Origin of the sequence: Nocardioides sp. NPDC004968 (genome assembly GCF_040608935.1) — a bacterium.
Taxonomy (GTDB): Bacteria; Actinomycetota; Actinomycetes; order Propionibacteriales; family Nocardioidaceae; genus Nocardioides.
Genome location: NZ_JBEXJF010000022.1, coordinates 55,732 through 74,162 on the forward strand (window position 1 = coordinate 55,732; position 18,431 = coordinate 74,162).

Below are 18,431 nucleotides of genomic sequence, written 5' to 3' on the forward strand. Positions count from 1 at the left end.
CCGCGAAAGAACGGGGCACGATGTGCGCACATCCTGGGGTCCGCTCGATCGACACGCCCTGGTCGTCCGCCGGTTCGCCGACGCCTGTGGCCGGGGAGACGTCACCGCACTCACCGCCGTCCTGGGCGTCGAGGTCGTCGGCACCTGCGACGCCGGCGGACTCGTACCCGGCCCTGACGAGCCTCTGCACGGTCAGGCGGAGGTCGTCCGCTTGGTCACGACGCTGTGCGGGCAGACCGGTGTCGACCTGGCCGTCGAGTCCGTCAACGGCCGCGCCGGGCTGGTCCTGCGCCAGGGCTCTCGCGCTGTCGCGGTCATCGGCGCGGCGACGACCGGGTACGAGATCGCGACCCTGTGGATCGTGCTCAACCCGGCCAAGCTGGGCGACTGGCATCGCAGTTGACCGGGCCGTTCAGCTCGCCGGCGCCTCCTGGAGGGCACGGACCTCGACCGCCTCGCGACCCCGACGCCACGGTGGCCGCATGGGGCCGACCGGCGCGCGGCTCGAGGCAGGAAGCCGCGCGACGCGGCAGGCGACGATGTTCGGCGACGCCGTCGGTTCCGGCTCTTCCGTCGCCGCTGAGCGTCTCGGATCAGCGCCACGCGTTCGGTACGCTCCCTCAATGGCCGACCTCGATGCTGTCGAAGACCGGATCTGGGCGCTACTCGAGCGTTACCGCAACGAGCTCGAGGACGCGACGATCTACGGGATGCCGTCGCTGCGCTGGCCGGGTTCGGGCGCCCATGACTACTTCGCCGCGGTCAAGCGGAGCGCGCAGAAGGTGAGCCTCTACGCGATCGCCGTCGACACCTGGCCGGAAGCGCTCGAGGGCTCATCGGAGGCGTTCCGCAAGCGGCGTACGGGCAAGGCGACGTTCTCCTTTCCCGCGTTGGACGAGGAGATGGCCGCCGAGCTCGACGGGTTCCTGGAGCGGCTCTACCAGCGCTACCGCGAGCATCACGCCGGCTAGCGGACCGCCCGCTTCACCAGCTCGGTGAGCTTCTCCTCGACGGCCGGCGTCATCGAGGTCACGGCGAAGACGGTCGGCCAGATGTCGCCGTCGTCGAGGTTCGCCCACTCCTGGAAGCCGACCTCGGCGTAGCGCATCTTGAACTTCCCGGCGGACTTGTAGAAGACCACGACCTTGCCGTCGGAGTTGGCGTAGGCGGGCATGCCGTACCAGGTCTTGGGGGCGAGGTCGGCCGCGTGCGTGGTGACGATCCGGTGGAGCGTCTCGCCGATCGCGCGGTCGTTGTCGTCCATGGCCTCGATCTTCTCGAGGCAGTCCGCGAGGTCGGCCTCGGTCTTCTTGCTGCCGGTGCCACGCTTGGCGGCCGTCCTGCGCTCTGCGGCGGCCTCCTTCATGGCGGCCTTCTCTTCCTCGGTGAACGTGCTGCTCTTCGCCATCGGTCTTTCCTTCCTAGCTGGTCTGTTGAGACGAGCCTAAGGAGGCAGGCGCTCCGTACGCTTCTTCGTTCCTGATCAGTCGGTGAGAGGTTCCCGGGCGAAGACGATCGCGCCCGGGACCTCGTCGTCGGGCCGCATGAGGAGCTCGGCCTCGATGCTGAACCCGGCCTCGCGCAGCCACTGGGAGATCTGCTCGGGCGTACGGCGATGGGTGTCGACGCTGATCGCGCGCCCGGTGTAGCCGGTGGTCGAACGCTGAGTCTCGTCGCCGACGTGGAACCCGACCAGCACCGAGCCGCCGGGCCGCAGCACCCGCCGGAACTCCTCGAACACTCCGGGCACCGCCGCGTCGGGGATGTGGATGACCGACCAGAAGGCGAGTACGCCGCCGAGAGATCGGTCCGCCAGTGGCAGATCGGTCATCGACCCGACCTCGAACCCGAGATCGGGATGGTCCTGCCGGGCGATGGCGATCATCTCGGCGGAGAGGTCGATCCCGAACGCGTCGACGCCGAGGTCGTGCAGATGCCGGGTGACGTACCCCGGGCCACAGCCGACGTCGGCCACCGGCCCTGCCTCGCGCACAGCCTCGGCGAACACCGCCAGGCCGGCGCGGAGGTACGGACGATCGTCCAACAGGCCGCGTACCTTCTCGGCATAGCCGGCGGCATCGGTGTCATACGACTCGCGGGTCTCGTTCAGCCAGTTGTCGGGCATCGAAAATTGACTCTAGGGCACGGCGAAGCGCGAGATACTGAGGCGAGCCGCGTGGGGGCACGGCATCCAGCCGGTCTGAGAGAGACGAACGGACACCACCATGACGACGCATGACCGCCCGAGCAGGGCCGAGCTCCACGACCGGCCCGGATCGCTGCGAGGCACTTCCTGGGAGCTCTTCGCGGACCCGTGGCGCGGTACGCCGTCGTTCGCGGACGAGCAGAGCGTCGTGGCCGCGGCCGGTCTCGTCCAGCTGGGCGAGACCTTCGGGCTGGACTACCCGATCAACGCGTTCATGCCCGGGATGTCCAGGACCGAGAAGCCGGCCGAGCACGTCATCTACGGCAACGGCCCGGCTCACCGCGCCGACTATCTCGACGGCTACTACCTCCAGTCCTCGACCCAGGTCGACGGGCTGCGTCACCGGCGGGCCGACGACGTCGGGTTCTACGGCGAGACCGCCGACGAGCTGATCATCCCGGGGACCGAGGAGATCGGCATCCAGGTCTGGGCCGACCGCCCCATCGTCAGCAGGGGAGTCCTGGTGGACATCGCCGGCCTCCTCGCCCGGCGCGACGAGGCTCTCGACCACGAGGCCGGCCAGCCGATCCCGTACGACTACATCGACCAGGCTCTCACCGCGCAGGCGATCGAGCTGCGTGCCGGTGACATCGTCATGCTCCACACCGGGTGGTGCGAGTGGTTCCTCGAGCTCACCGCCGAGCAGAAGCTGGCTCAGCAGGCCCTCGGCCGCGCCACCGGCATCGAGCAGAGCGAGGAGGTCCTCGACTGGGCCTGGGACTCCGGTCTCGCCCTGCTCGCGGCGGACACGTTCGCGGTCGAGTGCCTGCCGCCCGTGCCTGGCTCGCCCTTCGTCCAGTCGGCGCCGAACGACCGCGGCATGATGCACCAGGAGTTCCTGGCCAAGCTCGGCATGCCGCTCGGTGAGCTGTGGCGCCTCGGGCCGCTGGCACGCCGCATGGACGCGCTGCAGCGGTGGGAGGCCTTCCTCAGCGTCAAGCCGCTCAACGTCACCGGCGCGACCGGCTCACCGGCGAACGCCGTCGCGATCATCTGACGTACGTTGGACGGGAACGCAGCACCGGAGCGAGGGGAGTGCCGTGCGCAGCTGGGTGCGCAGGTCCTTGTGGGACGTCGTGCCGCGCGATCACCGTCAGAGCGACGCCGGCCTGCGGCGCCGACAGTTGGTCACGATCGGATTCGTGGTGCTCGGTGCGTTGGTGCTCGGAGTATCGCTCCGCATCGAGCCGGGCAGCGTCTGGTTCTATCCGGCGGCCTTCGCCCTGGCCGGAGTCTGGGCCGTCGGCGCCTTCGCGTCTGGGCCGCTGCACCTGGGACGGATCGGCGCCTGGCGCCGGCAGGAGGGGGAGGAGCGACGGCGGCTCGTACGCCCGGTTCTGCCACCGATCCTGCTCGGCCTCGGTCTGGCCGGGGTCTTCGTGATCGGCGGTCTCGTCGTGCGCGAGATCCCGTGGCTGGACCGGCAGGTGCGCTCGGTGCTCGACTTCGCCGACGAGGGCTCGCTCCCGATCCTGGTCGTGGTGACGGCCGTCAACGGGGTGGCGGAGGAGCTGTTCTTCCGCGGCGCCGTCTACGCCGCCCTACCTCGCCATCCGGTCGCCTGGACGTCGGTGGCCTATGTGATCGCGACGCTCGCGACCGGCAACGTGATGCTGGCCTTCGCCGCGATCCTGCTCGGGGTCGTGGTCGGCCTCGAGCGGCGTGCGTCCGGTGGCGTACTCGCGCCGATCCTCACCCACTGTGCGTGGACGCTGTCGATGCTGCTGGCGCTGCCGCTGCTCTTCGGCTGAGGTCTCAGACGCCCTTGCCCTCAGCCAGCCGCTCGGCCAGGGCACGTCGCACGGCCTCGCGATAGGGCAGCGGCTCGCCGGGCACGACCTCGAGGATGCGCCGGTCCTGCGCGACCACCTCGGTGGTCATCGAGTCGATCAGGTTGCGCCCCGTGGTCAGGTCGACGTCGGTCACCAGCGCCAGCCAGTACGACGACAGTCGCGGGGTCAGCACCGGCACCGGGACCACGGGGATCGTTCGACCCGTGGCCACCTCGGAGGCGACGGTCAGCATGTCGAGGTACGTCATCGCCTCGGGACCCCCGATCTCGAAGATCTCGCCGACCGCGTCCTCGTTGTCGATGACGCCCGCGAGGTAGCGGATCACGTCGTCGACGGCGATGGGCTGGGTTCGGGTGGCGGTCCACCTCGGCACGACCATGGCGGGGAGGTTCTTGACCAGCTGCCGGGTCAGCTCCCAGGAGACGCCGCCGTGGCCGACGACGATCGCGGCCCGCAGCACCGTGACCGGAACGCCGGCCTCACCGAGCAGGGCCTCGACCTCGCGGCGAGAGCGCAGGTGGGGAGAGAGGTCCCCGTCATCGTCGCCGAGGCCGCCGAGGTAGACGATCTGGCGCAGCCCGGCCCGAGCTGCGGCGGCCCCGAAGGACCGTGCGGCCCGGGCGTCGCGCTCCTCGAAGTCGTCGTGGTCGAGCGAGTGCACAAGATAGATCGCCACGTCGACCCCGGCGAGCGCGGGCGCCAGGGTGGCCGGGTCGTTGACGTCAGCACCCACCGGTTCGGCGGGGCCGTCGTAGTCGTCCGGCCGCCGGGTCATCGCACGCACCGTGGTGCCGCTTCGGGTCAGCTCCGCGACCAGCCGCCGACCGATGAAGCCGGTCGCGCCGGTGACGAGCACGGTGGGCGAGGTCTCCATGGGTCGAGCCTACGGACGCGGCGAGTCGACCGGCCGGCAGTCCTGCCCGCAACCGTCCTCGGGCACGGGTCCGGACGCGTGCGAAGCCGGCCGGTGCAGCACGGCGCCGGTCGGCGTCACCAGGACATCGGATCCCTCGACGCGGCCGGTGCCGTCGACGATCAGCGCATGGTCGCGCGGCGTGAGCGGGGCGTACGTCAGGGTGAGCACCGGATTGGTGGCCAGGTTCGCACGGGTGCCGCCGCCCGGATCCGAGATCCGCAGGCTCGAGCCCTCGACGACCGGATCCACGACCACGACCTTGATCCGCTCGCCCGCGGTGGTCAGCAGGAAACCGCTGCCGAACCGCTCGAGGGTCGAGGCGAGATCGGGCAACGCGACCGGGATGCTCATGTCCCTCACCCTAGTTCGCGGCGAGGACCGCGAGAGCTGCTTCGGTCGACGAGCCGGGTTCGGGCACGTACGTCACCAGGTTGGTGCTGCTGCCCGGATCCACAGAGAGCGACTCGAAGGGCAGGTCGAGATCGCCGACCACGGGATGATGCAGCTTCTTCACCCCGGTCGTATGGATGCGTACGTCATGCGCTGCCCAGCGCACTCGGAACTCTTCGCTGCGGGTGCTGAGCTCGCCCACCAGATCGGAGAGCTCGCGGTCGTAGGGATTGCGGCCGGCCTCCGCGCGAAGCAGGGCGACGGTGTCGTCAGCGGCCTTCTCCCACTCGCGGAAGAAGGTGCCGGCGGACTCCTCGAGGAAGACCATCCGGGCCGTGTTCACCGGCTCGCCGGAGCCGTACCACGGAGAGAACACCGCTCGCCCCAGCGAGTTGACGGCCAGCACGTCGAGGTGCCCGTTGAGCACCATGGCCGGCACGCCGTTCAGGGCGTCCACCAACCGCTCGATCGTCGGGCGTACGCTCCGGGGCGCGGGGGACCGGCGGCGCCTGGCGATCTGCGCCGGACCGCCCGCGGTGCGGATCAGGTCCATGAGATGCGCACGCTCGGCCGTGTCGAGCTCGAGCGCCTGGGCGATGCCGTCGACGACGCTCTCGGAGACCCCGGTGGCGTCGCCGCGCTCCAGCCGGATGTAGTACTGCGGCGAGACGCCGACGAGGAGCGCGGCCTCCTCGCGGCGTAGGCCGGGCACTCGCCGCCGCTCGCCTCCGTAGCTCGGAAGACCCGCCTGATCAGGGGTGATCCGAGCACGACGCGTGCTCAGGAACTCCCGGATCTCGGCTCGCGCCGCATCCCGGCGACTGGGCACGTCGGAGGTCATGCCTCCACTGTAGGAGCCTGCGAGCCCGGGAGAGGGTCACTGCCGGTGACCCTTCCGAGCGGGCCTTCTTGCGACCCTTCCGCGCTGGTTCAGTGATAGGTGGCGCCCAGCAGGGAGCCGACGAACGAGAGGGAAAGCGCATGACAGGGAAGAACAAGAAGAACGTCTGGCTCGTGACGGGTGCGGGCCGAGGCCTGGGCGTCGACATCACCCGCGCGGCCCTGGCCGCCGGGCACGCGGTGGTCGCCACCGCACGGAACCCGAAGAGCGTCACCGAGGCGTTGGGCGAGCACGACGATCTGCTGCCCGTCGCCCTCGACGTCACCGACCCGGCAGCGGCCGAGGCCGCCGTCCAGGAGGCGGTCGAGCGGTTCGGCCGCCTCGACGTACTGGTCAACAACGCCGGCAGCTTCCAGGCCGGCTTCTTCGAGGAGATGACGCCCGATGCGTTCCGCTCCCAGATCGAGACCACCTTGTTCGGCCCGATCAACCTCATCCGAGCCACCCTGCCTCAGCTCCGCCTGCAGCGAGACGGCCTGGTGATGACGATCTCCTCCACCGCAGGCATCGCGCCGGCGGGCGACTTCCTCACCGCGTACGCCGCCTCGAAGTTCGGTGTCGAGGGGTTCATGGAGGCTCTCGGGCCGGAGATCGCTCCGTTCGGGATCCGGACCATGCTCGTCGAGCCCGGCTTCTTCCGCACCGAGCTGCTCACCCCGCAGTCCACCCACTACGCCGCGCCGTCCATCTCGGACTACGCCGACCGCTCGGCCGCGACCGTGGAAGCCTGGCGAGGCATGGACGGCAAGCAGAGCGGCGATCCCGCGAAGCTCGCCGACGCGCTCGTCCGTCTGGCGGCTCTCGACGAGCCTCCGCTGCGCTTCGCGGCCGGTGCCGACGCAGTGGAGACCTTCGAAACCAAGGCTCGTACGTTGCAGGAGCAGGCCCACGCACACCTCGACCTCTCCACCAGCCTCTCCCACGAGATCGGGTGACCTGCGTCACCGATACGCCATTTTTAGAGCAGCGCTCTGTTACTCTCGGTGGCCTACACCCAGGCCCGGCGCCGACGCGGGTCATGACTTGAAGGAGCAGCAGCGTGGTCACCATCTCCAGCGACGGACCGGTATGGACACTCGACCTCGGGGACGACGAGAACCGCTTCTCGCCCGACTGGCTCGAGGCAGTCGGCTCAGCCCTCGACCAGATCGAGACGACGACCGAGCCGGCGGTGCTCGTCACGATCGGCGGCGGCAAGTTCTACTCGAACGGGCTCGACCTGGAGTGGCTGGGGCAGAACCTCGACCAGCACGACACGTACGTCGCCCGGGTCGAGGACCTCTTCGCGCGGATCCTCACGTTGCCGGTTCCGACGGTCGCCGCGGTCAACGGGCACGCGTTCGGTGCGGGCGCGATGCTGGCGATGGCGCACGACTACCGCGTGATGCGTGAGGACCGCGGCTACTTCTGCTTCCCCGAGGTCGACATCCACATCCCCTTCACCGTGGGGATGAATGCCCTCGTCACCAGCAAGCTGACCCCGCGCACGGCGCTCGACGCGATGGCGACCGGGCGCCGCTACGGCGGAGGTGACGCCACGGCCGCCGGCATCGTCGACGCCGCCGCCTCGTCGGAGAAGCTGCGCGAGACGGCCGCAGGCTTCGTACGCGACCTGGCGGGCAAGGACCGAGCCACCCTCGGCACGATCAAGGCCCGGATGTTCGCTGACGTCGTGAAGGCGCTCGGCGCCGGCAACGACGACCCTGCCTGACCCCGTCATGGGACGTCCGCGGCAGTACGACCTCGACGACCTTCTCGCGCATGCCCGGGATCTCTGGATCGGGCGTGGCGTCGACGGCCTGACGATCCGAGCGCTGAGCTCGGCGTCGGGTGCCTCCAACGGAGCGGTCTACCACGCGTTCGGGTCGCGCGACGGCCTCCTGGCCCGGGTCTGGGCCGAGGAGGCCGGCCGCTTCCTCACGTTCCAGCGCGACCAGGTGGCTGAGGCGATGCGCGAGGGCGACGCCACCGCGGCACTGGTCGCGGCGGCGCTCGCTCCCGCGGCGTACGCGAAGGACAACGAGGACGGGGCCCGGCTCCTGCTGGCCGCCACCGCGGACGATCTGCTGACCTCGGAGCTCGACGAGGAGGGACGTACGCAGCTCCTCGGACTCCAGAAGGAGCTCGGCGCGCTCCTCGTCGAGCTCGCCGAAGCGCTGTGGGACCGGCGCGACCGTGCTGCCGTCACGACCGTGCGCCACTGCGTCGTCACTATGCCCGGGGCGCTGCTGCTGAACGCCGACCGCATCACCGACCCGATTGCCCGGCATTCCCTCGGGCATGCGGTTCGTGGGATCGCATCCGCCTCGCCTCCACGGTCGGCCGCGCCCTAAAACATTGACAGTTGTCGATATGAGATGCAGAGTCCTATATCGACAATCATCGATACGTTCTAGGGGACCCCATGTCACGCATCCAACTCGCGCTCAACGTCGACGATCTCGAGGAGTCGGTCGCGTTCTACTCGACCCTGTTCGGCGTCGAACCGGCCAAGACCAAGCCCGGCTACGCCAACTTCGCGGTCGCGGAGCCGCCCCTCAAGCTGGTTCTCGTCCAGAACCCCGGTCAGGGCGGCACCATCAACCACCTCGGCGTCGAGGTCGCTGACACCGACACCGTTGATGCCGAACAGACCCGGCTGCACGCTGCCGGGTTCGCATCGGTCGACGAGCGGGGCACCACCTGTTGCTACGCCAAGCAGGACAAGTTCTGGGTCGAGAACGCCCCGAATGATGAGCGGTGGGAGGTCTACACCGTGCTCGCCGACAGCGACACCGGCGGCGCGACTGAGCCCGCCGCCGCGGGCTGCTGCTGACCGAGACGGACATCGAGGTCGAAATGATGAGCAACCACGATGACGCTCGGGCCGATGTCGCGGTCCTCGGGCTCGGGGCGATGGGCACTGCGCTCGCACAGGCCCTCCTCGCCGCCGGGATTCGCACGGTGGTCTGGAACCGGACACCGGGCCGGGCTGACGGCTTGGCCACGGACGGAGCCCGGGTCGCCGAGACCTCCGCCGAGGCCGTCGCCGCCAAGCTGGTCCTGGTCTGCGTCTCCGACTACGACGCGGTGAGGGGCGTGCTGACGCCGATCGAGGACCGGCTCGCCGGCCGGGTCGTCGTCAACCTCACCTCCGGCTCGTCCGCGGAGGCACGGAGCATGGCGGCATGGGCAGCCGACCGAGGCGCGAGCTACCTGGACGGTGCGATCCTGGCGGCGCCGGCCGAGGTCGGTGCCGCGGACACGGTGATCCTGTTCAGCGGTCCGCAGGAGGCGTACGACGCGCACCGGCAGTCCTTCGAGACCGTCGCGGGCAGGGCGACCTACCTCGGCGCGGACCCCGGGCTCTCGTCGCTCCACGACGTCGCAGTCCTCGCGCTCATGTGGTCGGTCCTCAACGGGTTCCTGCATGGGGCGGCGGTTCTGAAGCGCGCCGGTGTCCGGGCCGAGGCATTCTTGCCCCTCGCGCGGGACGGGATCAGCACCACGGCCGGATGGCTCGATGCGTACGCCGCGCAGGTGGATGCCGGTGACCACCCCGGGGACGACTCGACGATGGCGACCCATGTCGCCGCCATGCAGCACCTTCTCGAGGAGACCGTCAGTGCTGGCGTCGACACGACCGTCCCGGCGGCGTTCAAGGCGCTCGGCGACCGTGCGCTCGAGGCCGGTCTGGCCGACCGGGGCTACACCGCCCTCGTCGATCTGCTGTTGAGCGACCGGAGTCACTGACCCGCGTACGTCGGCTGCGTCACCAGGACGAGCACGACGCGGGTCATCGGACCTCCTCCGGGACGCCGATGATCCGCCGCATGCCCCGGTAGGCGTGGTCGGCGGCCCGGGTGTCGCCGTGGAGGAGGCGGGCCGGGCTGATGAACGAGGCGAGCGACTCGAGGCCGAACACGACCGACTCGATGTCGGTGTCCTCGGGCAGGTCACCGGTCTCGACAGCGGCGGTGAGGTCGGCCCGCAATGTCTCTCGCCACTGGTTGCGGCCCTCGAGCAGCCGCTCATGGACGGCGCCGTCCCGCCCGTCGTAGTCGTAGGTCACCTGGGTCATCAGGCACCCGCCGGGGTAGCCGGGGTCCGCGGCGTACTCCGTCCAGGCGTCGCATGCGGCCAAGAGTCGGGGCAGGCCACGCGGGAACCGCTTGACCGTCTCCCAGACTCGGGTGCGAAAGTCGGAGAAGACCAGCCCGACCGTCTCCAGTTGAAGCGTCTCCTTGGTGCGGAACTGGCCGATCACCCCCGACTTGCTCATCTGGACGATCTCGGCCAGCCGCCCGATCGTCACGCTGTCCAGGCCCTCGACCGACGCCAGGTCGGCGGCTGCCTTGACCACGCTTCGTCGGGTCTCGAGTGCCGCCTGCGCGGATGCACGTCCTGCCATGGGGCCAGTTTAGCGCACGAACGATCGCTATTGCATAACGTACGATCGTGCGCTTAATCTGATCGAGCGTCCGCGACCCAGACCACGAAGGAGACGCCGATGACCGAGATCCGCGAGCTGCGCGACAGCTTCGAGCTGGAGGCAGCAGATCCCTACTGCACCGACCCCGAGACCGCAGCCGAACGGCTCGGTCACCTGCCCTGGCAGCGGCTCGCCGTGCTCGGCGACAGCGTCACGGCCGGGGTGCGGGGCCCGCTGGACGGCTACCGCGACGAGTCCTTCGCCGAGCGTCTGGTGAGCGCGCTGGCGAGCACCCGCCCCGCCTTCGAGGCGGTCAACCTCGCCGTCCCATACCTGACCGTCGCCGAGATCCGGGACGTGCAGCTCGAGCCGGCGCTGGCCTTCGCACCCGACGCCGTGCTCGTCAGTGCGGGCGGGAACGACGCCTTCAATCCGTACGATCCGGACCAGCTGCGCAAGGAGCTCGAGCTGCTCCTGGTGCCGCTGGCCGAGAGCGGCGCCGTCGTTCTCACCGTCGGGCTCTTCGACCTCGCTCGGTCCGGGCTGGTGCGGGCCGAGGAGGCCGCGGACATGGCCCAGCGCTTCGACACCCTCGACCGGATCACCGCCGAGATCACCCGGAGCCTGGGCGGCATCCACATCGACACTCATCACCACCCTCTTGCGGCCGACCCCGACATCTACGCCCGTGACCGCATCCACGGCAACGCTCGCGGCCACGCGGTCGCCTTCGCGGCCATCGTCGACGCGCTCGCCTGACCGACGTGCGGCTGCGGGAGGATGAGGAGGTGACCCGCCCCGACTCCGCGTACCGCTCGGACTGCTCCCGATGCGCCGGCCTCTGCTGCGTCGCGCTGTCCTTCACCCGCTCGGCGGACTTTCCCGAGGACAAGGCGGCCGGCGATCCGTGCCGTCACCTCGGCCCCGACTTCGGTTGCGGGATCCACGACCGGCTGCGCGACCGCGGCTTCAACGGATGCACGGTCTTCGAGTGCTCCGGCGCCGGTCAGCAGGTCACCCAGGTGACCTTCGGCGGCGCGGACTGGCGTACGGAGCCGGACCTGCGGCAGAGCATGTTCGACGTCTTCGACGTGATGCGGCAGCTCCACGAGATGCTGGCCCTGCTCGAGGAGGCGGCCTGGCGCGGCACCGCGACCGATCTCTCCGAGGCGACCGAGCTGGTGTCCGCGGCAACGGCTGGCGCTGCCGAGCAGGTCCTCGCCACCGACATCCCCGCGCTCCGCACGGTCGTCGGGAATGCGCTCCGGCAGGTGAGTACGGAGGCACGCCGCCCCGCCGGCCCTGCGCTGAGCGGCGCCGACCTCGTCGGCCGGGACCTGCGCCGGCGAGACCTGCGGAGCGCCGACCTCCGGAGCGCTCTCCTGATCTCCGTCGACCTGCGCGGCGTGGACCTGGCCGATGCCGACCTGCTCGGCGCCGACCTCCGCGATGCCGCGGTAGCCGGTGCGGACCTGTCCCGAGCGCTCTTCCTCGGCCAGGCGCAGGTCAACGCCATGCGTGGAGACGCGAGCACGCGCCTGCCGGACGGCCTCGCCCGCCCCGCGCACTGGAAATAGGCCGAAATGGCGAGAGCGGCAGCCGGACCTGGGTCCGGCTGCCGCTCTCGCGTGGTCGTGACGGATCAGGCCAGCGTGGCCGTGTCGATCACGAAGCGGTAGCGCACGTCGGAGGCCAGGACCCGGGCGTACGCCTCGTTGATCTGGTCCGCCGAGATCACCTCCACCTCGGAGCCGATGCCGTGCTCGGCGCAGAAGTCGAGCATCTCCTGGGTCAGCGCGATGCCGCCGATCATCGAGCCGGCGAAGTTGCGGCGATTGGTGATCAGCGAGAACACGTTGACGCTCAACGGCTCCGCGGGCGCGCCGACGTTGACCATGGTGCCGTCCACGGCGAGCAGGCCGAGGTAGGCGTCGAGGTCGATCTTCGCGCTGACGGTGTTCACGATCAGGTCGAACGAGCTGGCCAGCTCCTCGAACGTCGCCGGGTCGGAGGTGGCGTAGTAGTGGTCCGCGCCGAGGCGCAGCCCGTCCTCCTGCTTCTTCAGCGACTGGGAGAGCACGGTGACCTCGGCACCCATCGCGTGGGCGATCTGGACGCCCATGTGACCCAGCCCGCCGAGGCCGACGATCGCGACCTTCTTGCCCGGACCGGCGCCCCACTTCTTCAGGGGTGCGTACGTGGTGATGCCGGCGCACAGCAGCGGCGTCGCGGCCGCCGCGTCCATGCCCTCGGGCACCTTGAGCGCGAAGTGGGCGTCGACTACGACGTGGGTCGAGTAGCCGCCCTGGGTGAACGAACCGTCGCGGTCCTTCGCGGCGTACGTCCCGACGCCGCCGCCGGGGGTCGAGCAGTGCTGCTCGTCGCCGTTGCGGCAGTTGTCGCACTCGCGGCACGAGTTCACGAAACAGCCGACGCCGACCCGGTCGCCGACCTTGTGGTTGGTGACCGACGAGCCGACCTCGGTGACGCGGCCGACGATCTCGTGGCCCGGGACGACCGGGAACGGCTGCGGGCCCCAGTCACCGTTGACGGTGTGGATGTCGGAGTGGCAGATGCCGGCGAACTCGATCGCGATGAGGACGTCGTCGGCGCCCACCTCACGGCGCTCGATGGTGATCGGTGCCAGCGGCTCGCCGGCGGAAGGTGCTGCGTACGCGTTGACGCGCATAGGTGTCTCCTGAGTCTGAGATGGGTGGTGGATCAGTGGTTCTCGCGGCTGCGGATCTGGTCCGCCAGGGTGTGTGCCTGCGCGCCGATCTCCTCGGCGCGGACCTGCTCGCCGGCGGCGACAGCGCGCCAGTAGTCGGTCTTGAGACCGACGTAACGCCGCCGCAGCTCGAGGTTCTCGGCCTCGCGGGCGAGGTGAGCGGCGTGCTCGGTGAGCATGTCGATCTGCTCGGCGGCACCGTCGCTGCCGAGGCGACTGTTGGCGACGTACGTCCGCATGTCATCGATCGAGAGGCCGATCGCCGCCAGGCAGGCGACGCCGGTCAGCTGGTCCAGGTCGGTCTCGTCATAGACCCGGTGGCCGCTGCTGGCGCCGCGGCTGACCGGCGAGATCAGCCCGATCGTCTCGTAGTAGCGCAAGGTGCTGGCCGGCAGTCCGGTCAGCGTCGCCACCTCTCGGATCGTGTACGTCCGAGTCATTGATGCAGTCACACCAATGACGCTAAGAACTTCAAGTACTTGAAGTCAAAGGGATGATTTGTCGACTTGTGTATTTGCCTTGCCGGGTGCCCGCGGTCCGGGCGTACATTGCGATCATGGCCATCCGCACCCATGCCGGCGTCGACAGCTACCTCGACGGTCTGCCGGAGTGGCAGCGCGACATCTGCCGCGAGCTGCGAGAGATCATCCACGACGCCGACCCGGAGATCGAGGAGACGATCAAGCGGACGGTCCAGCCCTACTTCGTGCTGCAGGGCAACGTGTGCGCGCTCCTCGCCACCAAGGACCACATCAACCTGTTCCTCTACGACCCGACCGTCCCCGATCCGGCCGGGATCATCAACCAGGGTCACGGCAACGCCACCGGGCGAGCCATCCAGATCTACCGGGACGACCCGATCGACCGTCCGGCTCTGACCGAGCTGCTGCGCGCCATCGTGGCCAACAACCGGGCCGGTGGCTGGCGCCGCCTGCAGAAGGGCTGACCCCCGAAACCGACGCATTTCGCGTTCCTGTCGGGTCCGATCAGGCCCAGCGGAAAAAGATCCAAACTTCCGCTTGACCTTGACCCAGCGTCAACCCTCGACGCTATTCGACATGAACCCGACACCAGCAATCGAGATCGCCGGACTGACCAAGTCCTACGGCGACGTACACGTCCTCCAGGGCGTCGACATGAGCGTCGAGAAGGGGAGCATCTTCGCCCTCCTCGGCTCCAACGGCGCCGGCAAGACCACGATCGTGAAGATCCTGACCACGCTGCTCAAGGCGGACGGCGGCCAGGCGACGGTCAACGGCTTCGACGTCGCGGCTCAGGCCAACGACGTACGTGGCTCCATCAGCCTCACCGGCCAGTTCGCCGCCGTCGACGAGATCCTGACCGGTCGCGAGAACCTCATCCTGATCGCCAAGCTGCTCCGCCAGAAGAACCCGGGCGCGGTCGCCGACGAGCTCCTCGCCCGGTTCTCGCTCACCGAGGCCGGCAACCGCAAGGTCGCGACGTACTCCGGTGGCATGCGCCGCCGCGTCGACATCGCGATGAGCCTCATCGGCAACCCGTCGGTGATCTTCCTCGACGAGCCGACCACCGGCCTCGACCCGGAGGCCCGGATCGAGGTGTGGCAGACGGTCAAGGAGCTCGCCGACAGCGGCACGACGGTCCTGCTCACCACGCAGTACCTCGAAGAGGCCGAGCAGCTCGCCGACCGGATCGCGATCCTCCACGAGGGCCGCATCATCGCCAACGGAACCCTCGCCGAGCTCAAGGCGATGTTCCCGCCGGCCAAGCAGGAGTACATCGAGAAGCAGCCGTCCCTCGAGGACATCTTCCTCGCCATCACCAGCAAGTCCAACGGCAAGTCCGCCAGCACGAACAACCTGAAGGAGTCACGATGACCACCCGATTCTTCGGCGACACCGCCATCTTGACCGGCCGCTCCCTTCGACACATCGGCCGCAGCCCCGACACCATCGTCACCACCGCGATCACTCCGATCGCCATGATGCTCTTGTTCGTGTACGTCTTCGGCGGTGCGATCGACACCGGATCCACCGAGAGCTATGTCACCTATCAGCTACCTGGCATCCTGTTGATCACCATCGCCTCCGGCATCGCCTACACCGCCTACCGCCTGTTCCAGGACAAGAACGGCGGCATGTTCGACCGGTTCCAGTCGATGCCGATCGCTCGGTCCGCGGTGCTGTGGGGTCACGTGCTCACCTCGGTGGTCGCGAACATGATCTCGCTGGTCGTGGTGGTGCTCGTCGCCCTGCTGATGGGCTTCCGCACCGGCGCGAGCGTGCTCGACTGGCTCGCGGTCGGCGGCATCCTGGTCCTGTTCACCCTCGCGCTGACCTGGCTCGCGGTGATCCCGGGCCTGACCGCCGGCACGGTCGAGGGAGCCAGCGCGTTCTCCTACCCGCTGATCTTCCTGCCCTTCCTCAGCTCGGCGTTCGTGCCGACCGACACCATGCCCGGCCCGGTGCGAGCCTTCGCCGAGCACCAGCCGGTCACCTCGATCGTCGACTCCATCCGGGCGATCTTCTCCGGTCAGCCGTTGGGCAACGAGCTGTGGATCGCGCTGGCCTGGTGCGTCGGCATCCTGGTCGTCGCGTACGTCCTGGCCACCGCTGCCTACCGCCGCAAGTTCGCCTAAACCACGCGACAAACCCGGGCGTTCCCGCCACTATTCGGGGATGCTCACGATCAGCCAGGTCGCTGCCGCCGCCGGAGTCACCGTCCGGGCAGTGCGTCACTACCACGCCAAAGGTTTGCTGGTGGAGCCCGAGCGCGACCACTCGGGCTACCGACGCTACGACGCAGCGGCCGTCGTCGACCTGATCAAGATCCGCATCCTCGCCGACGCCGGCGTCCCGCTCTCCCGTGTCAAGGAGCTGCTGGACGCCGGCGACGACGATTTCAAGAAGGCTGTCGCCGAGATCGACAAGCGCCTCCGCCTCGAGATCCGCGAGCGCCAGGGCCACCGCGAGCGGATCGCCCGGCTCGTCCACGGAGACGGGCTGGCCCTCCCGCCCGAGGCGGTCGCCTATCTGGAACGGATGCGGGAGCTCGGCATCCCGCAGCGGATGATCGACGGCGAGCGCGACGCCTGGATCCTCGTCGCGGCCCAGCAGCCACAGAGCATGGAGGCCTTCATCCGCAGCAAGGTCGGCCAGCTCGACGACCCTTCGGTCGTGGAGACCTACCAGGAGCTCGATGCCATGCTCGACTGGCTGCCCGGCGATCCCCGCCTGGAGGCCATGGCCGATCGGATCGTCTCCCAGCTCGAAGCGATCTCTCCCGAGGACTGGGCCGCCTACGTCGAGGACGACCAGGCCATGCCCCCCGAGCTCGTCTCCCTGCTCGACGCCATGTTCGTCGAGCAGGTCCCCGTCGCCCACGACCTGATGCGCCTGGTCGAGAAGCGCGGCTACTCCGGCTGGACCAAGCTGGAGCGGATCCAGACCTAGCCGCCACCTACCAGATGTTGATCTCGCGTTTCGTTCCCTCCGAGGAGGAAGGTGGGGAGGTAGGAACGTATTCCGTCCCAGACACGGAGAGGAACGATGAGATGCCCGACTACGTCGCAGCCATCGACCAAGGCACTACGAGCACTCGCTGCATGATCTTCGACCACGGCGGCAAGGAGGTGGCCCGCCACCAGCTGGAGCACCAGCAGATCCTGCCGAAGGCCGGCTGGGTCGAGCACAATCCGGTGGAGATCTGGGAGCGCACCAGGGCGGTGATCCAGATCGCGCTCGGCAGCAAGGGCCTGACGGACAAGGACATCGCCGCGCTCGGCGTCACCAACCAGCGCGAGACCACCGTGGTCTGGAACAGGAGGACCGGACGGCCCTACTACAACGCGATCGTCTGGCAGGACACCCGCACCGACCGGATCGCCTCCGCCCTCGACAAGGACGAGCGCGGCGACATCATCCGCCGCAAGGCCGGCCTCCCGCCCGCGACGTACTTCGCCGGAGGCAAGATCCAGTGGATCCTGGAGAACGTCGACGGCGTCCGCGAGGCCGCGGAGAGCGGCGACGCCATCTTCGGCACCACCGACAGCTGGATCGTCTGGAACCTGACCGGTGGTCCCAACGGCGGCGTACACGTCACCGACGTCACCAACGCCAGCCGCACCATGCTGATGAACCTCGAGACCCTCGACTGGGACGAGGAGCTGCTCGGCTTCTTCGACATCCCGCGCCAGATGCTCCCTGAGATCCGGCCCTCCTCCGAGCCCAACGCCTACGGCACGACGCTCGAGAACGGCCCGCTCGGCGGCGAGATCCCGATCACCGGCATCCTCGGCGACCAACAGGCCGCCATGGTCGGCCAGGTCTGCCTGGACGCCGGCGAGGCCAAGAACACCTACGGCACCGGCAACTTCCTGCTCCTCAACACCGGCCAGGAGCTCGTACGCTCCCAGAACGGCCTCCTCACGACGGTCTGCTACCAGTTCGGTGACCAGCCACCGACGTACGCCCTGGAGGGTTCGATCGCCGTCACCGGCTCCGCGGTGCAGTGGCTGCGCGACCAGCTGCGGGTGATCAGCAACGCCACGCAGGTCGAGGCTCTGGCCAAGGAGGTCGAGGACAACGGCGGGGTCTATTTCGTCCCGGCCTTCTCCGGTCTCTTCGCCCCGTACTGGCGCTCGGACGCCCGCGGCGTGATCGTCGGTCTGTCCCGGTTCAACAACAGCGGCCACATCGCCCGCGCGGCCCTGGAGGCGATCTGCTACCAGAGCCGTGACGTCGCCGAAGCGATGGAGAAGGACTCCGGCGTACGTCTCGAGGTCCTCAAGGTCGACGGCGGAATCACCGCCAACGAGCTGTGCATGCAGATCCAGGCCGACGTCCTCGGCGTCGAGGTCAGCCGCCCGGTCGTCGCCGAGACCACCGCGCTCGGAGCCGCGTACGCCGCCGGGCTCGCCGTCGGCTTCTGGAAGGACACCGATGAGCTCCGCCAGAACTGGAACGAGTCCAAGCGCTGGAAGCCGGTCTGGAGCGAGGAGCAGCGCGAGACCGGGTACGCCGGCTGGCGGAAGGCCGTCGACCGCACGCTCGACTGGGTCGAGGTCGACTGACGGCGTCGTTTCAAAAACGCCTGTTTGGGGTATGTG

At 69.2% G+C, this 18,431-nt stretch carries 24 protein-coding genes; 16 read left to right on the forward strand and 8 right to left on the reverse strand.

Annotation, left to right across the window (positions count from 1 at the left end; genetic code table 11):
- The first annotated feature begins 22 nt into the window (after positions 1-22).
- Positions 23-403: a hypothetical protein gene (locus ABZU72_RS19165; RefSeq protein ID WP_355020417.1), complete on the forward strand. Its 381-nt coding sequence runs from the start codon at positions 23-25 to the stop codon at positions 401-403.
- A gap of 220 nt (positions 404-623) precedes the next feature.
- Positions 624-971: a hypothetical protein gene (locus ABZU72_RS19170; RefSeq protein ID WP_355020418.1), complete on the forward strand. Its 348-nt coding sequence runs from the start codon at positions 624-626 to the stop codon at positions 969-971.
- Here the strand turns inward: ABZU72_RS19170 and ABZU72_RS19175 are convergent.
- Together ABZU72_RS19175 and ABZU72_RS19180 are read right to left on the reverse strand one after the other, a co-directional pair.
- Complete coding sequence (locus ABZU72_RS19175) at positions 968-1,408, reverse strand: hypothetical protein (protein WP_355020419.1); 441 nt, start codon at positions 1,406-1,408, stop codon at positions 968-970. The genes ABZU72_RS19170 and ABZU72_RS19175 overlap by 4 nt on opposite strands.
- 75 nt (positions 1,409-1,483) lie before the next feature.
- The gene (locus ABZU72_RS19180; RefSeq protein WP_355020420.1) at positions 1,484-2,125 is read right to left on the reverse strand and encodes a class I SAM-dependent methyltransferase; all 642 of its coding nucleotides are present in this window, start codon (positions 2,123-2,125) and stop codon (positions 1,484-1,486) included.
- Between the two features lie 100 nt (positions 2,126-2,225).
- On the opposite strand from ABZU72_RS19180, the gene ABZU72_RS19185 reads away from it, so the two are divergent.
- The gene (locus ABZU72_RS19185; RefSeq protein WP_355020421.1) at positions 2,226-3,203 is read left to right on the forward strand and encodes a cyclase family protein; all 978 of its coding nucleotides are present in this window, start codon (positions 2,226-2,228) and stop codon (positions 3,201-3,203) included.
- Between the two features lie 43 nt (positions 3,204-3,246).
- Positions 3,247-3,957, forward strand: coding sequence for a CPBP family intramembrane glutamic endopeptidase (locus tag ABZU72_RS19190; protein WP_355020422.1), 711 nt, complete (start codon positions 3,247-3,249; stop codon positions 3,955-3,957).
- Positions 3,958-3,961: 4 nt separating this feature from the next.
- Here the strand turns inward: ABZU72_RS19190 and ABZU72_RS19195 are convergent, their stop codons facing one another.
- From ABZU72_RS19195 to ABZU72_RS19205, 3 genes are read right to left on the reverse strand one after another with little or no spacing between them, the layout of a single operon-like run.
- Positions 3,962-4,873: an NAD(P)H-binding protein gene (locus tag ABZU72_RS19195; RefSeq protein ID WP_355020423.1), complete on the reverse strand. Its 912-nt coding sequence runs from the start codon at positions 4,871-4,873 to the stop codon at positions 3,962-3,964.
- Between the two features lie 9 nt (positions 4,874-4,882).
- Entirely contained in the window at positions 4,883-5,266 is a 384-nt protein-coding gene (locus ABZU72_RS19200) for a pyridoxamine 5'-phosphate oxidase (protein WP_355020424.1), read from the reverse strand.
- A 10-nt stretch (positions 5,267-5,276) separates the two neighbouring features.
- The gene (locus tag ABZU72_RS19205; protein WP_355020425.1) at positions 5,277-6,146 is read right to left on the reverse strand and encodes a helix-turn-helix transcriptional regulator; all 870 of its coding nucleotides are present in this window, start codon (positions 6,144-6,146) and stop codon (positions 5,277-5,279) included.
- Positions 6,147-6,286: 140 nt separating this feature from the next.
- Between ABZU72_RS19205 and ABZU72_RS19210 the strand changes: the two genes are divergently transcribed.
- The 5 genes from ABZU72_RS19210 to ABZU72_RS19230 all read left to right on the forward strand — a co-directional run bounded on the left by ABZU72_RS19210 (position 6,287) and on the right by ABZU72_RS19230 (position 9,938).
- A complete protein-coding gene (locus ABZU72_RS19210; RefSeq protein ID WP_355020426.1) occupies positions 6,287-7,141 on the forward strand; it encodes an SDR family oxidoreductase in 855 nt (284 codons plus the stop codon).
- 104 nt (positions 7,142-7,245) lie between these two features.
- Positions 7,246-7,917: an enoyl-CoA hydratase-related protein gene (locus ABZU72_RS19215; protein ID WP_355020427.1), complete on the forward strand. Its 672-nt coding sequence runs from the start codon at positions 7,246-7,248 to the stop codon at positions 7,915-7,917.
- 7 nt (positions 7,918-7,924) lie between these two features.
- Entirely contained in the window at positions 7,925-8,539 is a 615-nt protein-coding gene (locus ABZU72_RS19220) for a helix-turn-helix domain-containing protein (RefSeq protein ID WP_355020428.1), read from the forward strand.
- Between the two features lie 71 nt (positions 8,540-8,610).
- Positions 8,611-9,021: an ArsI/CadI family heavy metal resistance metalloenzyme gene (locus ABZU72_RS19225; protein ID WP_355020429.1), complete on the forward strand. Its 411-nt coding sequence runs from the start codon at positions 8,611-8,613 to the stop codon at positions 9,019-9,021.
- A gap of 26 nt (positions 9,022-9,047) precedes the next feature.
- Positions 9,048-9,938 (forward strand): NAD(P)-binding domain-containing protein, encoded by an 891-nt coding sequence (locus ABZU72_RS19230; RefSeq protein ID WP_355020430.1) that lies wholly within the window; start codon positions 9,048-9,050, stop codon positions 9,936-9,938.
- Positions 9,939-9,981: 43 nt separating this feature from the next.
- Here ABZU72_RS19230 and ABZU72_RS19235 read toward each other — a convergent pair whose 3' ends face one another.
- Complete coding sequence (locus ABZU72_RS19235; RefSeq protein WP_355020431.1) at positions 9,982-10,596, reverse strand: TetR/AcrR family transcriptional regulator; 615 nt, start codon at positions 10,594-10,596, stop codon at positions 9,982-9,984.
- 99 nt (positions 10,597-10,695) lie between these two features.
- Here ABZU72_RS19235 and ABZU72_RS19240 point away from each other — a divergent pair, with 99 nt between their 5' ends.
- A complete protein-coding gene (locus tag ABZU72_RS19240) occupies positions 10,696-11,376 on the forward strand; it encodes an SGNH/GDSL hydrolase family protein (protein ID WP_355020432.1) in 681 nt (226 codons plus the stop codon).
- A 29-nt stretch (positions 11,377-11,405) separates the two neighbouring features.
- Complete coding sequence (locus ABZU72_RS19245) at positions 11,406-12,194, forward strand: pentapeptide repeat-containing protein (RefSeq protein WP_355020433.1); 789 nt, start codon at positions 11,406-11,408, stop codon at positions 12,192-12,194.
- A 65-nt stretch (positions 12,195-12,259) separates the two neighbouring features.
- On the opposite strand, the gene ABZU72_RS19250 is transcribed toward ABZU72_RS19245, so the two are convergent.
- Positions 12,260-13,306: an NAD(P)-dependent alcohol dehydrogenase gene (locus ABZU72_RS19250; RefSeq protein WP_355020434.1), complete on the reverse strand. Its 1,047-nt coding sequence runs from the start codon at positions 13,304-13,306 to the stop codon at positions 12,260-12,262.
- Between the two features lie 32 nt (positions 13,307-13,338).
- Entirely contained in the window at positions 13,339-13,797 is a 459-nt protein-coding gene (locus ABZU72_RS19255) for a MerR family transcriptional regulator (protein WP_355020435.1), read from the reverse strand.
- A gap of 104 nt (positions 13,798-13,901) precedes the next feature.
- On the opposite strand from ABZU72_RS19255, the gene ABZU72_RS19260 reads away from it, so the two are divergent.
- The 5 genes from ABZU72_RS19260 to glpK all read left to right on the forward strand — a co-directional run bounded on the left by ABZU72_RS19260 (position 13,902) and on the right by glpK (position 18,395).
- Positions 13,902-14,291 (forward strand): DUF1801 domain-containing protein, encoded by a 390-nt coding sequence (locus tag ABZU72_RS19260; RefSeq protein ID WP_091044185.1) that lies wholly within the window; start codon positions 13,902-13,904, stop codon positions 14,289-14,291.
- Positions 14,292-14,403: 112 nt separating this feature from the next.
- Positions 14,404-15,201: an ATP-binding cassette domain-containing protein gene (locus tag ABZU72_RS19265; RefSeq protein ID WP_355020436.1), complete on the forward strand. Its 798-nt coding sequence runs from the start codon at positions 14,404-14,406 to the stop codon at positions 15,199-15,201.
- On the forward strand, positions 15,198-15,962 hold the full coding sequence (locus ABZU72_RS19270) for an ABC transporter permease (RefSeq protein ID WP_355020437.1): 765 nt from the start codon (positions 15,198-15,200) through the stop codon (positions 15,960-15,962). The genes ABZU72_RS19265 and ABZU72_RS19270 overlap by 4 nt, the downstream gene beginning before the upstream one ends.
- A 40-nt stretch (positions 15,963-16,002) precedes the next feature.
- Positions 16,003-16,776: a MerR family transcriptional regulator gene (locus ABZU72_RS19275; protein ID WP_355020438.1), complete on the forward strand. Its 774-nt coding sequence runs from the start codon at positions 16,003-16,005 to the stop codon at positions 16,774-16,776.
- Between the two features lie 101 nt (positions 16,777-16,877).
- Entirely contained in the window at positions 16,878-18,395 is a 1,518-nt protein-coding gene (glpK, locus tag ABZU72_RS19280) for a glycerol kinase GlpK (RefSeq protein ID WP_355020439.1), read from the forward strand.
- The last annotated feature ends 36 nt before the right edge of the window (positions 18,396-18,431 follow it).